Here is a 14,887-nt window from a genome sequence, read left to right as displayed (position 1 = left end):
ATATTTGCCACCTAAACCTTCAAAGTCACGCTGGCTCATCCTACTTTCTGCCTGTCTGAATGAGCAGTACACCACCCAGAATAAGTAGCAAGGCGATAATTTCTACATAAGTGATAGCCTCTCCTATAATCGCACCAATTATTACAGCAACGATAGGTGCAATATACGTCGCACCAGCGGCACGCACAGAGCCTAAAGTCTCGATGATAAAGTAGTAAATTAAAAAAGCGGCGCCCGTTCCTAATATACCAAGTCCTAGTACAGTGCCCCACAGTGCTTGGGCATCTGTCGCTATATGAGTTATACCATCAAAATCAATGAGCACGGCAAGCGTCATCACCGCGAGTCCAATCTGCCATGTGGCTAATGCCAATGGTGATAGTTTTAGATGCGATAGAAAACGCCGCGCATAAACAAATGATGCCCCAACGCTTAAAGAACCCGCGAGCATCCATAACACACCTGCAAGAGATATACTCATGCCGCCTTGCCATGGACGCGCACTCAAGGCAATACCTGCAAACCCTAAGGCAACTCCCAGCGCCATCTGCTTAGTGGGTCTCTCCTCTGGTAAAAAAAGCGCTGCCCCTAAAAAAGTAAATATTGGTATCGAGCCACTAAATAACCCTGCAATACTACTGGGTAACAATGCAGTACCAGCAATAAACCCATAATAGTAGAAGGAGGTTGCAAGCACAGACATAATGATAAAATGCGGCAAATACGCAAGTTGCTTTCGAGTAATGACTTTATGACGCCATGCTATTAACGCTAAAGGTATAAATCCAAACAACACTCGTAGAAAGACAGTTTGAGAAGGCGTGATTAAAGCGGTGGCCCACTTCATAAAAATAAAGTTAGACCCCCAAATCACACCGAGTAATACTAGCGCTGTATAAGCTCTAAACATAGCATTACCCTTTATCAGACAGAGTGCGTCACACCGCCATCAACGCGTATACTCTGACCCGTAATATATCCAGCTGCCTCTGATAATAAAAAGGCGATCGTTGCAGCAACTTCCTCGGCTTTACCGTAACGTTCCATCGGAACATTTTCACGGCGCTCATCGACCTCAGGCAAGCTGTCAATCCAACCAGGTAAGACATTATTAATGCGAACACCTTGTGACGCGTAGTCATCAGAGAAAATCTTAGTAAACGCACCCAGACTGGCTCGAAACGCTGTCGAGGTTGGGAAGGTTGCTGTCGGCTCTGTGGCCCAAGTCGTGGAAATATTGACAATAGCGCCGCCACCTTGTGCCACCATGATTGGTGTCACTAGGCGAATCGGACGCACCGCACTGAGAAAATAAACCTCCATCCCTTGATGCCAATCGTCATCGGTAATCTCTAAAATAGGCGCACGTGGACCGTGGCCGGCAGAGTTTACCAGCGCATCAATACGGCCCCATGTCTCCATTGCTAAGTCAACTAAGCGCTGTACATCGGCATCTACCAAGTTAGAACCGGTGACACCGACTCCGCCGAGCTCTTTTGCTAGTGCTTCTCCTTTACCTGAGGACGATAATATAGCCACTTGATAACCATCTTGAGCAAGCTTACGCGCTGCCGCTGCACCCATTCCTGAGCCACCTGCCATAATAAGCGCCACTTTTTCTATAGTCATGATTTTCTCCATTAGTGATTGATTTACCTATTATAACTAATGGCTGCAGGTATCTCGCATGATATTAAAAGATGCTAGACTGTAGAAAATCTATTGTCTAAGGAATGACTATGACACGCGCTTATCGCATTTTACCCTCTTTAAATGCCTTACGTGCATTTGAAGCAGCGGGGCGTCATTTGAATTTTCGTGCGGCTGCTGATGAGCTTTTTGTAACCCAAGGAGCGGTCGCTCAGCAGGTGCGTATATTAGAAGAGCATATGGGGTTTGCTCTGTTTCAAAGGCTGCCAAAGGGGGTGGCTCTTACTGCTCAAGGCGCAATCTACTTTGCAGAAGTCACACGGGCTTTTGAGATTTTAAAAAAGGCCACCACTCAAGTACTCAAAGAACCTAAGACAGTGACCATGAGTGTGACACCGACATTTGCCACTAAGCTGTTACTGCCCAACCTTTCAGCGCTAACAACTGCGGTTCCTGATATTGACTTACGTACTGTCGCTACTGAATCTATTGCAGATTTTGATCGTGATCAGGTAGATATAGCGGTACGGCTCACACGTCCACCATTTTCTTCCTCTTTTGATACGCAGTTATTGTTCAAACAAAAACTGGTAGCTGTTGCTAACCCTTATTTTGTCGCTGACATCACGCTTCCTATGTCACTCAAGCAATTAAAAGGAATGCCACTGCTGCATGACTCACACAACCATTGGCCACGTTTTCTTAATACGACAGATAAGCTGCCAGGTGCCGTATTTAACCAAACCGCGCTGGCTTTAGATGCGGCTTTAGCAGGACAAGGGATTGCGATTGCTTGTCAGGCGTTTGTAAAAGCGGATTTATCTGCGGGGCGTTTGCTACAAGTCAGTGAGTTAGATCTAACCGTTGAGCCTGATTACTACCTTATTCGTAAACGCACATCAGTATCACGACCTGCTGTAGACGCGGTATGGGAATGGTTTGTTGAAAACTTAGTTGTTGGTTGATTAGTTTGTAATAGCTATAGCCTAAAAAACCGCCCAAGCTGCCAAGTTAATACGGCTGTTTTGGCGGTTTAGTCGTCAAAGACTTATTCAGCTTAATATGTGCTAAAGCGACAAGTCAGTTTTAGCAATGCTTCAGACTTCTACAACCACTTTACCGATTGCTTGTCCACTGGTTAGCCGGTCGTATGCTTTGCCAACTTCTTTGAGATCAAACTGCGTTTCATCAAGTAATGGTTTAAGTGCACCCATATCCACAATCTTGGCTAATTTCGCTAAAGCAGCGCCATGATCTTCTCGCTTATAGTTTTGCAGCATTGGAATAAGCATAAAGACAACGTGCAACGATAAGCCTTTAAAATGCACCGGCGTTAAATCCAGTTCCAGCATAGAAACCGTCGTTACAACCTGTCCGTTCAGTACAGCCGCTTCAAAAGACTTGGTTAGATTTTCCCCGCCAACAGAATCAAACACAATATCAAAACCCGCACCGTCGGTATATTTTTCGACATAATCTACCACGTCTTCAGTCTTATAATTAATGGCCGTGGCACCATAACCTTCAATGACTGCCATCTGCTTTTCATTGGAGACAGTTGAATAGACGTCAGCACCGAAATGTTTGGCCAATTGTACAGCAACGTGTCCTACGCCACCTGCGCCGCCGTGAACTAGTACCTTATGTCCTGCACCAGTACCCGCTCTCTGCAAACCTTCAAAGGCAGTAATACCAACCAATGGTAATGCCGCAGCCTCACGCATTGACAGGCTTTTTGGTTTTTGAGCAATCAATTTGGCATCAGCTAGCATGAATTCTGCCAGCGTACCTTGCAAGTCTGCGAGTCCTCCAGCGCAGCCATATACTTCGTCGCCTGGAGCAAAGTCGGTCACGTCCTCACCAACAGTTTCAATAGTGCCTGCAAAGTCCATACCGAGTACTGCCGGCAGATCGGGTGAAAACGGTAGATCATTACCCATGTGGTGGATCATGGTATCAACTGTATTTACACTAGTTGCAGCCACTCGCACTACTACATGTCCAGCTTTTGCATCAGGTTGAGGTAGCTCATCTAATTGAAATTTAGCATTGTCACCATATTCATTAAGTATCATTGCTTTCATTGGGCTTCTCCTAAAGATTAATTGTTAGAATCAGTATAATATTTTGTAAAAATGAAATAAACTGGCTATTATGAATTACAGAATTCGTAATTTGGATATAATCTAATGGATACAGAAAGCGTTCGTCTATTTGTTTTGGCGGCCGACAAACTCAATATCAGTGCCGCTGGTCGGGAACTGGGTATGGCGCCATCTATGGCCAGTGCCAAATTAGCAAAACTAGAGAAGTTGTTAGGTGCGGATCTTTTGCATCGTTCCACGCGCAAGGTGGCTTTGTCTTTGGAAGGGGCGGAATTTTTGCCTTATGCTAAGGAAATTTTAGCTCAAGAAGATGCTGCACGCGCAGCTTTAGGTCATGGCAATGCAACTGTGACAGGTACCCTAAGGTTCACGGCTCCAAGCACCTTTGCCCAGCTCTACATCGCGCCTATCCTGCCTGAGTTCCTACAGTTGTACTCAGGTATCACTCTTGACCTGCGGCTTACGGATATGGAGTTTGATCTTATCCAAGGCAGTTTTGATCTTGCATTGCGCAATTCAACACTATCAGATAGCAGCTTAAAAGGGCGAAAATTGGCTAACGATATGCGAATCCTTTGCGCTTCACCCGAATATTTGAAACAGCAGGGCACGCCCACGCAACCAGATGACCTTGCGACGCATCAATTCATTGTATTCAAAGAGCCGTCACCGATTAAGTTTGTTGGGTATGATGGCAGTACTGAGGAGTTCGATCCACGACTGACCGAGAGCCGGCTTATCGTTGACGATGGCTTGAGTCAGAAAGTCGCAACCATTGCTGGAGCAGGCATTTCAATGAACTCACTATGGAGTGTTCACCGCGAACTGGCTGACGGCTCGCTGATCCATGTCCTACCCGACTACACGATTGATGACCAGACGGGCCTGTGGCTCATCTATCCAAAATCGAATGTTCTGACGGTAAAAGTTAGGGTTTTTATCGACTTCTTAATAGAGAGGATTGGTGACTCGCCAATCTGGCCTGACTATACCCTAGCAAAGCCAGTTATTTAAACCTATTAATAGACCATCTAAAACAGACTGCTTATTTAGCCTTATATATCAAGGTCAGCGGTTAGCTATAGTCCTCGTTACGGGCTTGGACAGTGGGCGCTTGAGCTAATGACTTTACCATCGCTAAGTCGGTAAGCCAGTAGAGAGTTACCCCAAACGCAGCCACCATCGAGCGCGCGAGCATGCGGTAAGTCCACTTCACCCTTTAGAGCTGCCCAATGACCAAATAATATCTTACGCGTCCGCGGTACTTGCCATTCAAACCAAGGCATAAAATCATCGGGCATGTGCTGATCTAAGCTGGACGTAAAGCTAAACTCTAGTGTTCCGTCTTGTTTGCACAGCCGCATCCGCGTGAAATAATTGGCTATCGCGCGCATCTTGGTAAAGCCATTGATATTGTCATGCCAATCATCAGCGTTTTTACTATATAAATGCGGTAGCAGTCGATCAAGTTGGTTCAAACTGCCTTTTAATTGTGCTTCTAGTTGCTGCGCATATTGTGCAGCAGACTCAATGCTCCAATGCGGTGGTATCCCAGCATGTACCAATACGGTATGTTCATCAGGGTATGCCAAGATCGGCTGACGTCGTAGCCACTGCAATAGCTCATCTCTATCCTCTGCCGCAAAAATCGGCGCCGTTTTGTCTTTTTTCTTAATTTTAGCTGCCCCGCGCCATACGGCCAACAAGTTTAAATCATGATTTCCTAGGACGGTTGCAGCCGCACCTTGCTCGCACAGCACCTTTACGTGACGCAAAGTGCTTAGCGAATCCTCTCCGCGTGCTACTAAGTCTCCTGCAAACCATAACTTGTCTTGTGCAGGGTCAAAATCAAGTGTCTGCAGTAGTTTTTGATACGCTGCATAGCAGCCTTGCAAGTCACCGATAACATATTGATGGCGAAAACTCATAATTCCTCGATGGTTGTCTTATTCTTCTGTACTTTTGCCTGATTACTCAAAGCTACAAAGTCGCTAACGCTCAGTGTTTCTGGACGCGCTTGTGGATCGATACCACAAGCAGCAAAGTCGTCTTCACTCAATGTCGGCAGTAGCGTTGATTTTTTGAAAATAGCACGCAGCGTTTTGCGGCGATGGTTAAAGGTCTCACGTACTACGATAGCGAAGTATTGCTCATCCTCTGCAACAATGGGCTTTTCGATATGAGGCGTCAAACGAAAGACAGCACTGGTTACCTTTGGTGGTGGGTTAAATGCGCCTTTAGGAACGGTCAGTAAATAGTCCGTCTCACAATGATACTGCATGATAACGGACAGACGACCATAAGTTTTGCTACCCACATCAGCGGTAATGCGCTCGACCACTTCTTTTTGTAGCATAAAATGCATGTCCTGAATGACATCAGAGTAACTGAGCAGATGAAACAGTATTGGCGTTGAGATATTATAAGGCAGGTTCCCCACCACACGTAACTTGCCACGCTCGGTGCTATAAAATTCACGATAATCCACGTTCATCGCGTTTTCTTTTACAATAGTAAAATTGGGATGACTGTTTGCGCCAATACGGATACGTAAACTATCGGCCAAATCACGGTCGAGCTCGACCACAGTCATGGCATCCACTTCTGCCAATAACGGCTCAGTTAACGCGCCCATACCAGGACCAATTTCTATTAAGTTGTCATTACGATCCAAACGGATACTATCAACAATCTGGCGAATAATACTGCTGTCATGCAAGAAATTCTGACCAAAGCGTTTTCGCGGTTGGTGTTTGGCAGTTCGCAAGCTAGCTGCTAGTGTCTTGGCATCAAACGAGTTTGTGGACATAAAAGATTCTTAATTAGTAAAATAAAAATGAGAATGTAGAGCAATACAATTGCTTGGTCTTGAACATCGACAATATAATACGATGAACAAGGTGACTTTTATAGCTTTGTTATTGGTGCAAAATTATACCATAGCTTATAATCTGGCTGCATTTTAGCCCTGAGCTAAATTACGCATTTATGATGTAGTCAATGATTTATCAGCCATTTCATTCGCCATGATTAATGCTTGATACAAGCTTGTGGCACTTGCCTCGCCGCGACCTGCCAAGTCCAGCGCTGTACCATGATCGACTGAGGTGCGAATATAAGGCAATCCTAGTGTTAAGTTAACCGTATCGCCAAAACCATGCGACTTTAACACAGGCAGTCCTTGGTCATGATACATAGCAATCACCGCATCACAATTATTCAGATGTCTAGTGGTAAACAACGTGTCGGCGGGCATGGCCTCAGAGATATCTACGCCAGCGGCAATAAATTCTTGTAATACTGGATTGATAATTTCAATCTCTTCCATGCCTAGATGTCCACCTTCACCCGCATGTGGATTGAGCCCGCAAACTAATATACGTGGACTCGCCATACCAAATTTCGATTGCATATCATCAAGTACAATTTGCACTGTCTGGCGGACATTGTCTGCGGTGATAGCGGCAGGGACATCTCTTAGCGCTAAGTGAGTGGTCACCAGCGCAACTTTCATTGCCTGATTGGCCAGCATCATGACTACTTTTTTGCAACCACTTTGCTGCATAAAAAACTCGGTATGCCCACTAAACATCATGCCATCTAAAAGTTTAATGTCGACGTCAATTAACGCAGATTTTTGTAACGGTCCAGTAACGATAGCGGCTACCGTTTCATTTGTTGCAAGTTGATGAGCGATTTCTAATTGCTTGGCGACCATTGCTGCATTCTTGGTGTTAATATGACCTGCCCGCACAGGTGCAGGGCAAGGTACATCCAACAATAAGAATGCATTATTTGCTACATTAAAATCCGCATTATTTACATCAGTCATTGATGATGGAGTCACTGTAATACTTTGCCAAGTTGGACAGCTTTTTAGTGCGCCAGTAGTTAGTAGTTGCTCTGCACGTGCCTGCATAGCATTGGCATCAGCTGTGATCCAGATTGGTCGATTAAAATTTTGTAGCTTACCTTCTTGTGCAAGTAACAAAACCACGTCCATCCCGATACCAGCAGGCTCACCTGTGGTGATTAATAAGGGTTGTTTTTGACTCATACATCCACCTCTTATTTTTATTTAACTATTTGATTTTACCGTATTTTATATATATCTGTTAATCATTTGGATAATGGTAATACCTACCAAATATACCCGTTATATGCCTGACAAAGATAGAGAAAAGTATCTATAAACAGTCTTATGGTAATCATAATGTGCTAGAATTTCGCTTTTGATTGTAGCATTATTTGAAGCTTATTTTATGGTACTTACTCTTAATGCTGGATGCGCCATTTTATAATATAGCGTCTAATGCGACGTCCATAGCAAGCACAATACTTGTGTCTTTTTTAGAGGCATGAACTTATCAATACATCAACTCATATATATACTTAGGTACACATGGCAGACACCAGTAAAACCGACGATTTACTCAATCAGCAGCCTCCGCACAATATAGATATTGAAAAAGCATTGCTGGCTTCTTTGATGAGTATTGAAGAGGCCTATGACAAGATTGCTGATATCGTCACCAAAGATGACTTCTATGCAGGACGTCATCAGCACATATTCGATGCCATTGCTCACTTAGCAGCGGTAAATGAGCCTTATGATACTGTCATGGTGCATGACTGGCTGGAGGCTCAAAAGCTGCTCAAAACTGCTGGTGGTGACAGCTATTTGGCTGACATTTTAAGCCAAAGTCCAGCGACCTTATTTAATCTTACCGCCTACGCTCAGCGTGTACGAGAGTTGTCAACTCTACGCCAACTTATTACCACTGGCAACGACATGTTGACTCTAGCATATAACCCAAAAGATCAAAGCGTTAGTGATATTTTAGATAGTGTTGAAGGTAAAATTTTTAGTATCAACGAGCAGCATAACAAACGTGCTGAGCAGCGCGGACCTGTCGGTATCACCTCAGTATTGACTAACGTAATTGATAAAATCCAAGAGCTCAAATCCAATCCCGACGGTATGATTGGACTGCAAACCCCATTCGCTGAGCTAAATAACAAAACTCAAGGCCTGCAAGCGGGCGATTTGGTCATTGTCGCCGCACGCCCGTCTATGGGTAAGACCACTTTTGCAATGAACCTGGCAGAAGGCGTGTTGTTTAACGAAAACCTGCCTGTTGTGGTATTTTCTATGGAGATGCCCGCTGAATCTATCGTCATGCGTCTGTTGTCTTCGTGGGGCGCGATTAATCAAACCAATCTACGCTCAGGACAAATGAACGAAGATGAATGGGCAAAGATGATGAATGCCATTCAGCATCTACAATCCAAACATTTATATATCGATGACAGTACTGCACTGCCACCATCAGAGCTGCGCTCACGTTGCCGCCGTATTGCAAAAAACCATGATGGTAAGATTGGCGCTATCATTGTCGATTATCTACAATTGATGAAAGTCCCCAGTCTTGATGGTAACCGTGTCGGAGAAATATCGGAAATCTCTCGTAGCCTAAAAGCTCTAGCACGTGAGCTTGAATGCCCAGTCATTGCTCTATCGCAGCTGAACCGAAGCCTAGAGAATCGGCCCAATAAGCGTCCGATCATGTCTGATCTGCGTGAGTCTGGTGCAATTGAGCAGGATGCCGATTTGATTATGTTCATTTATCGTGATGAAGTTTACAATGAAAACTCAGACCATAAAGGTGTGGCTGAAGTCATCATTGGTAAGCAGCGTAACGGCCCTATTGGTACCATACGACTAGGTTTTGAGGGTCAATTTACCCGCTTTATCAACCTGACCCCTGAGTACTATCAAGGGGTGACTTTTGACGATGAATAATATCAAATTAACAACTATCAATTTATTATAAAATCGTTACGCTGTAACGTGATGCGCAACTGGTATAAATTTTTCTTGCTTGCTGTGTCTACGCTGACAGAGGCTGCGAAAAACATATACCAGTCTTGCTGTATCATTTTTATAGTGGATTGACTACAACTGCTATTTATAACTACTATCTAACGTCCAAACACTAATAAAGAAATGAACTATGCGCACCGCTAACATTACTATTGACCCTGCTGCTCTTACTCACAATTTAACTCAAGTCAAACAACGTGCGCCTGGTGCTAAAGTACTGGCGATGGTAAAAGCCAACGCTTATGGTCATGGCGTGGCCGCTGTATTGCCAGCATTAAATCAAGCAGATGGTATTGGTGTGGCAACCTTTACTGAAGCATTAGAGGCACGGCAATTGGGCTGGGATAAGGCGATTGGCCTAGTCGAAGGGGTATTTAGCGCTGATGAATGGCAGCAAGCCATCGATAATGCTTGCAGCTGCGTGATTCACCACACACCTCAGTTAAACTGGGCACTAGAGAACATCCCAGCCGAGGATAGCCCAGCGCGTCAGGTCTGGCTAAAATACAATACGGGTATGAATCGCTTAGGTTTTGATGAAAAGACAATTATAGAAGCGGCACAGCGTTTACACGATGCAGGTTATCAACTTATTCTTACAACACATTTTGCCAATGCTGATGATCGTGACCATCCGCTAAACGCCACTCAAATACAGCGCTTTTCTGACATGTTGGAGTATTTGCAACAGCATATAACCCCAAATGTCGAAGGCTCGTTGTGTAACTCTGCAGGCATAGTAAACTTTTCTGAACACCATCATGATTGGGTACGTCCAGGTATCATGCTGTACGGTAGCTCCCCTGTCATCGATCAATCAGCTGATGACTTAAACCTACGACCTGCGATGGAATTTAGTGCTCGTATTATGGCGATGCATATAGTCAATACTGGTGAAGCCATTGGCTATGGCAGCCGCTGGACTGCAAAGCAAGACACTAGGACAGCTCTCGTCAGTATCGGCTATGGAGACGGCTATCCACGTGTCATTAGCGACGATGCTTATGTTTGTATTGTCGATGCCAATAGTAATATAAGCTACCACTGTCCTATCCGTGGACGAGTTGCTATGGATATGATTGTGGTTGATTTGAGTGCAGCTCCTGTAGATATCGCGCTTGATAGCAAAGTTGTGTTATGGGGTACCATGCCACATGTTGATGAAGTGGCCAGTCATGCAGGCACGATTGGCTACGAGCTACTATGTAGATTGAGTGCTCGTCCTAAGCGGGCATAGGGCAGCTGTATTCTTGCTTAACCTACTGCTACAGGCCCACTACCTGACTGCCAACGGTTATCGAAATTTGGCGTTTACATTGAAAGTAATTACGCTATACTAAAAGTTTGTTGTCACTACAGCTTAAAGCTGACTGTCGCCATTGACGGCTGATAACGTTTCATTGACTGTGATCGACTGCTAGGACTGCTATGAGTTTGCGCCATTTTTTGACCTTATCTGATTTAACCAAACAAGAGCTAGAAAACCTGATCAAACGTGCAAGCGAGCTGCGTAAGATGCAGCATGCAGGCGAGATATATCAGCCCTTTGTCGGACGTACGCTTGGTATGATATTTGAGAAGTCATCAACTCGCACGCGTATCTCCTTTGAGACGGGTATGGGGCAGTTTGGCGGTAGCGCTATTTTTTTGTCGCCAAACGATACGCAGCTTGGTCGCGGCGAACCGTTAGAAGACTCAGCTCGCGTAATCTCAAGTATGGTCGATATTATAATGATTCGCACCTTTGGTCATGAAAAGGTTGAAACCTTTGCCAAGTACTCAGGCGTCCCAATTATCAACGCTCTAACCGATGAGTTTCATCCCTGTCAACTGCTCGCTGATATGCAAACTTACTATGAGCATCGCGGCAGTATTGAAAATAAAATCGTCACCTGGGTCGGTGACGGTAACAACATGTGCTCATCATTTATGCAAGCCGCTAATCAATTTGGTTTTGAGCTACGTGTCGCAGCGCCGTACGGTTTTGAGCCAGATCCTAAATTAATGGAGCGCTTTTCTCACTGTGTCAGCTTGGTTGAAAATGTTCAAGATGCCGCAAAAGATTCTAACCTAATCGTCACTGATGTTTGGGCAAGTATGGGGCAAGAGTCCGAGCAAAATACTCGCGCGCGTCGTTTTGCTCCTTATCAAGTGACACCGTCGCTATTGGATAAGGCCGATCCTGAAGTGGTGTTTATGCACTGCTTACCTGCCCATCGCGGCGAAGAGATTTCTCACGATATGCTCGATGATCCACGCTCAGTAGTATGGGATGAAGCAGAAAATCGCCTACATGCACAAAAAGCTTTGATGGAATTTTTATTAAAAGATAAAATCAAGTTGCCTTCATAGACGACTAACATAGATAACTAAGCAAACTATTAATCAGATATTATCCATAAAAAAGGCAGAGCACATTTATAGTGTTCTGCCTTTTTAGTGTTTGGTCTACCATTAGTAACTCGTTGAGTATTCAACGAGCCTTTTTTAACGAGTCAATGTCGTCACGCCATCACTACCCGCTTTTAGCAATACATCTGCTTGGTTGGCCGCAAAAATACCATTACACACCACGCCTACGATATTATTCAACTCTTTCTCAAGAGCGATTGGATTGCTAACATCCAAATCATAAGTATCTAAAATCACATTGCCATAATCTGTGACAAAGTCCTCACGATAAACAGGCTCACCGCCCAAAGCTGCTAGTTGACGCGCAACATACGAACGTGCTTGCGGCAGCACTTCGATCGGCACTGGAAAATCTCGGCCCAATATATCTACACGTTTGCTTTCATCGACCATACAGATAAACTTATTAGACGCTGCGGCGACGATTTTTTCACGTGTGAGTGCTCCACCACCACCCTTGATCAACTGTAGATGTTCATTAACTTCATCAGCACCATCGATATAGACATCAAGCGTTCCGACAAAGTTTAGATCGACAATCTCGATACCCAAAGCGCGAAGTTTATCTTCGGTCACTTGTGAGCTGGCAACAGCACCAGCAAGTTTTAAGGCAGACAATAATTCAATCAAACAGTTGACCGTACTGCCCGTTCCTACTCCAAGTATCATGTCATCTTCAATATAACCTAGAGCAGCTTTGGCTGCGGCTTGCTTTTGTGCTTGCTGATCACTCATCATAAATCCTTGGCAAAATAAACTTAACACTATAAAAAGGTAAAATGCGCGGCTATTATAACCGATGATTTTATTCGATGTTAGCGTAATACCAATTCTCATTGAGTCCTTGCTTTATTGCACTATTCGGAATGATTCATTATTTGACATGAATATAGCGTCAATTTCTGAGTAAAACTTGCAATTGAGTCTTGCAAGATAGCCAAAATCAGCATAGGCTAATCTATTTCGTTTTTATCTTCATTCATTACTTGTTTAGGGAATATTATGCTATCTCATTGGGTACGAGCCATCTTGCAAGCCACGGTTTATGACGTTGCTATTCAAACGCCACTTGAGGCTGCACCCAAGCTGACCCAGCGTTTTACCAATGATATTCGACTTAAACGTGAAGACTTACAACCGGTTAAATCCTTTAAATTGCGCGGGGCTTATAACCGCATTAGTCAATTAAGCGATGAGCAAAAAGCGCGCGGCGTCATTTGCGCTTCAGCAGGCAACCATGCGCAAGGCGTTGCTTACTCTGCACGCAAATTAGCGTTGAACAACATCATCGTTATGCCAACGACCACACCGGATATCAAAGTCGATGCGGTGAAAGCGCTTGGCGGTAATGTCGACTTGCACGGCGACAGCTTCGATCAAGCCAACCGTTATGCAATTGATCGTGCTGAGCGTGAAGGCTTAACTTTTATCCCACCTTACGATGATGAATTGGTCATTGCCGGCCAAGGTACTATCGGACTTGAGCTGACGCAGCAGTGGCGCAATATGGATTATGTTTTCGTTGCGGTAGGCGGTGGCGGTTTGATTTCTGGCGTTGCAGCATTTTTGGGTGAAGTGGCTCCCCATGTCAAAGTCATCGCCGTAGAAGCGGAACAATCAGCATCTCTCAAAGCGGCGCTTGAAGCAGACGAGCGAGTCAGACTTGAGCAAGTTGGCTTGTTCGTCGATGGGGTGGCAGTTGCTCAAATTGGTGAGTTGCCTTTTGACGTCGTACGTACGCAAAAAATCGATCGTTCAGGACCGATTGTCGAGCCTGAAGTTGTGACCTGTACCAACGATGAAGTCTGCGCTGCCATTAAGGATATTTTTGAAGAAAACCGTAGTATTGTTGAGCCTGCTGGCGCATTATCAGTCGCTGGTATGAAAAAGTATATTGAAGCCAATGATTTACAAGGTAAAAACTGCGTTGGTATCATTTGCGGTGCCAATATGAATTTTGATCGCCTACGTTATATCGCTGAACGTACTGAGATCGGGGAGAAAAAAGAAGCCATCTTTGGTGTCACTATCCCTGAGCAGACTGGTGCTTTCTTAAACTTCTGCCGTAGTCTGCATGGACGAAATATTACTGAGTTTAATTACCGCGCTGATAGCAAAAAATCACCAGACTCAATGGAGCCTGCCTCAATCTTTGTTGGTATTGCCTTAAAAGAAGGTGAGAGAGAACGTCAAACGATTAACAATCAACTGACGGCTGACGGCTATACAGCACATGATTTAACTGATGACGATATCGCCAAATCGCATATTCGTCATCTGATTGGCGGTCATGCTCATGTTGAAAACGAGCAGTTGCTAAAAATCACCTTTCCTGAACGCCCGGGGGCTTTATTGACATTTTTAGAAAAGCTGGGCGACGACTTTAATATTACGCTTTTCCATTACCGTAATCATGGCGCCGCCGAAGGTCGCGTGTTGGTCGGCTTACAAGCTTCTGAGAGCAACTCTCGTCAATTACAAGACGCCCTACTCGATATCGGTTATGACTGTACGATGCTAAACGACAATATCGGCTATCAGTTGTTTTTAAAGTAGTAAAATAGACACAAGTTATTAGTATCAATGGTGGTTTTTAATCGATTGAAAAACTACCATTGATGAACTTATAGCGTTCATTTATGGTAAATATTATTAATAGGTATTGAGCAGTGATAAAGAAAATATTGATGATCGCTGTATTGCTGACATTAGCAATGGTAGGCTACAGAGTCCTTCAACCTAAAAATTTCACGAATAATCCTATATCTAATACTGCGACTAATACATCAACTGGCGTGGCTTTCACATCTGATGACCTTGATAATATACCACCAAC

The 14,887-nt window shown here is 44.4% G+C and carries 13 protein-coding genes; 6 read left to right on the top strand and 7 right to left on the bottom strand.

Annotated features, from left to right (window positions below; translation table 11 throughout):
* Positions 1-40: 40 nt before the first annotated feature.
* Positions 41-910, bottom strand: coding sequence for a DMT family transporter (locus ACTXGH_RS08435; protein WP_439296259.1), 870 nt, complete (start codon positions 908-910; stop codon positions 41-43).
* 14 nt (positions 911-924) lie between these two features.
* Positions 925-1,629, bottom strand: coding sequence for an SDR family oxidoreductase (locus tag ACTXGH_RS08430; RefSeq protein ID WP_439296260.1), 705 nt, complete (start codon positions 1,627-1,629; stop codon positions 925-927).
* 110 nt (positions 1,630-1,739) lie between these two features.
* Between ACTXGH_RS08430 and ACTXGH_RS08425 the strand changes: the two genes are divergently transcribed.
* Positions 1,740-2,615: a LysR substrate-binding domain-containing protein gene (locus ACTXGH_RS08425; RefSeq protein WP_439296261.1), complete on the top strand. Its 876-nt coding sequence runs from the start codon at positions 1,740-1,742 to the stop codon at positions 2,613-2,615.
* 132 nt (positions 2,616-2,747) lie between these two features.
* On the opposite strand, the gene ACTXGH_RS08420 is transcribed toward ACTXGH_RS08425, so the two are convergent.
* Positions 2,748-3,734, bottom strand: coding sequence for a zinc-dependent alcohol dehydrogenase family protein (locus tag ACTXGH_RS08420; RefSeq protein WP_439261522.1), 987 nt, complete (start codon positions 3,732-3,734; stop codon positions 2,748-2,750).
* A 105-nt stretch (positions 3,735-3,839) separates the two neighbouring features.
* Between ACTXGH_RS08420 and ACTXGH_RS08415 the strand changes: the two genes are divergently transcribed.
* Entirely contained in the window at positions 3,840-4,769 is a 930-nt protein-coding gene (locus ACTXGH_RS08415) for a LysR family transcriptional regulator (RefSeq protein WP_439296262.1), read from the top strand.
* A 77-nt stretch (positions 4,770-4,846) separates the two neighbouring features.
* On the opposite strand, the gene ACTXGH_RS08410 is transcribed toward ACTXGH_RS08415, so the two are convergent.
* From ACTXGH_RS08410 to pdxA, 3 genes are all read right to left on the bottom strand, one after another.
* On the bottom strand, positions 4,847-5,683 hold the full coding sequence (locus tag ACTXGH_RS08410) for a symmetrical bis(5'-nucleosyl)-tetraphosphatase (protein ID WP_439296263.1): 837 nt from the start codon (positions 5,681-5,683) through the stop codon (positions 4,847-4,849).
* Entirely contained in the window at positions 5,680-6,564 is an 885-nt protein-coding gene (gene rsmA, locus ACTXGH_RS08405) for a 16S rRNA (adenine(1518)-N(6)/adenine(1519)-N(6))-dimethyltransferase RsmA (protein WP_439296264.1), read from the bottom strand. Before rsmA ends, ACTXGH_RS08410 begins: the two co-directional genes overlap by 4 nt.
* Before the next feature lie 177 nt (positions 6,565-6,741).
* Positions 6,742-7,812, bottom strand: a complete 1,071-nt coding sequence (gene pdxA / locus ACTXGH_RS08400; RefSeq protein WP_439296265.1) for a 4-hydroxythreonine-4-phosphate dehydrogenase PdxA — start codon at positions 7,810-7,812, stop codon at positions 6,742-6,744.
* 345 nt (positions 7,813-8,157) lie between these two features.
* Between pdxA and dnaB the strand changes: the two genes are divergently transcribed.
* The 3 genes from dnaB (at position 8,158) to argF (ending at position 11,991) form a co-directional block, all read left to right on the top strand.
* A complete protein-coding gene (dnaB, locus tag ACTXGH_RS08395) occupies positions 8,158-9,558 on the top strand; it encodes a replicative DNA helicase (protein WP_299220218.1) in 1,401 nt (466 codons plus the stop codon).
* A 211-nt stretch (positions 9,559-9,769) separates the two neighbouring features.
* Positions 9,770-10,876: an alanine racemase gene (alr, locus tag ACTXGH_RS08390; RefSeq protein WP_439296266.1), complete on the top strand. Its 1,107-nt coding sequence runs from the start codon at positions 9,770-9,772 to the stop codon at positions 10,874-10,876.
* A 191-nt stretch (positions 10,877-11,067) separates the two neighbouring features.
* On the top strand, positions 11,068-11,991 hold the full coding sequence (argF, locus tag ACTXGH_RS08385) for an ornithine carbamoyltransferase (protein ID WP_439261528.1): 924 nt from the start codon (positions 11,068-11,070) through the stop codon (positions 11,989-11,991).
* A 135-nt stretch (positions 11,992-12,126) separates the two neighbouring features.
* Here argF and rpiA read toward each other — a convergent pair whose 3' ends face one another.
* Positions 12,127-12,786 (bottom strand): ribose-5-phosphate isomerase RpiA, encoded by a 660-nt coding sequence (gene rpiA / locus ACTXGH_RS08380; protein WP_439296267.1) that lies wholly within the window; start codon positions 12,784-12,786, stop codon positions 12,127-12,129.
* Positions 12,787-13,053: 267 nt separating this feature from the next.
* Here rpiA and ilvA point away from each other — a divergent pair, with 267 nt between their 5' ends.
* A complete protein-coding gene (gene ilvA, locus ACTXGH_RS08375) occupies positions 13,054-14,607 on the top strand; it encodes a threonine ammonia-lyase, biosynthetic (protein ID WP_439261530.1) in 1,554 nt (517 codons plus the stop codon).
* The last annotated feature ends 280 nt before the right edge of the window (positions 14,608-14,887 follow it).

The sequence above is a fragment of the Psychrobacter sp. 1Y10 genome (genome assembly GCF_052259005.1).
GTDB classification, from domain to species: domain Bacteria; phylum Pseudomonadota; class Gammaproteobacteria; order Pseudomonadales; family Moraxellaceae; genus Psychrobacter; species Psychrobacter saeujeotis.
This window is presented reverse-complemented; position numbering and strand designations above follow the sequence as displayed.

Bases quoted from the DNA above. Each gene is read 5' to 3' on its own strand.
- ACTXGH_RS08435 (WP_439296259.1), bottom strand. From the start codon at position 910: ATGTTTAGAGCTTATACAGCGCTAGTATTACTCGGTGTGATTTGGGGG.
- ACTXGH_RS08430 (WP_439296260.1), bottom strand. From the start codon at position 1,629: ATGACTATAGAAAAAGTGGCGCTTATTATGGCAGGTGGCTCAGGAATG.
- ACTXGH_RS08425 (WP_439296261.1), top strand. From the start codon at position 1,740: ATGACACGCGCTTATCGCATTTTACCCTCTTTAAATGCCTTACGTGCA.
- ACTXGH_RS08420 (WP_439261522.1), bottom strand. From the start codon at position 3,734: ATGAAAGCAATGATACTTAATGAATATGGTGACAATGCTAAATTTCAA.
- ACTXGH_RS08415 (WP_439296262.1), top strand. From the start codon at position 3,840: ATGGATACAGAAAGCGTTCGTCTATTTGTTTTGGCGGCCGACAAACTC.
- ACTXGH_RS08410 (WP_439296263.1), bottom strand. From the start codon at position 5,683: ATGAGTTTTCGCCATCAATATGTTATCGGTGACTTGCAAGGCTGCTAT.
- rsmA (WP_439296264.1), bottom strand. From the start codon at position 6,564: ATGTCCACAAACTCGTTTGATGCCAAGACACTAGCAGCTAGCTTGCGA.
- pdxA (WP_439296265.1), bottom strand. From the start codon at position 7,812: ATGAGTCAAAAACAACCCTTATTAATCACCACAGGTGAGCCTGCTGGT.
- dnaB (WP_299220218.1), top strand. From the start codon at position 8,158: ATGGCAGACACCAGTAAAACCGACGATTTACTCAATCAGCAGCCTCCG.
- alr (WP_439296266.1), top strand. From the start codon at position 9,770: ATGCGCACCGCTAACATTACTATTGACCCTGCTGCTCTTACTCACAAT.
- argF (WP_439261528.1), top strand. From the start codon at position 11,068: ATGAGTTTGCGCCATTTTTTGACCTTATCTGATTTAACCAAACAAGAG.
- rpiA (WP_439296267.1), bottom strand. From the start codon at position 12,786: ATGAGTGATCAGCAAGCACAAAAGCAAGCCGCAGCCAAAGCTGCTCTA.
- ilvA (WP_439261530.1), top strand. From the start codon at position 13,054: ATGCTATCTCATTGGGTACGAGCCATCTTGCAAGCCACGGTTTATGAC.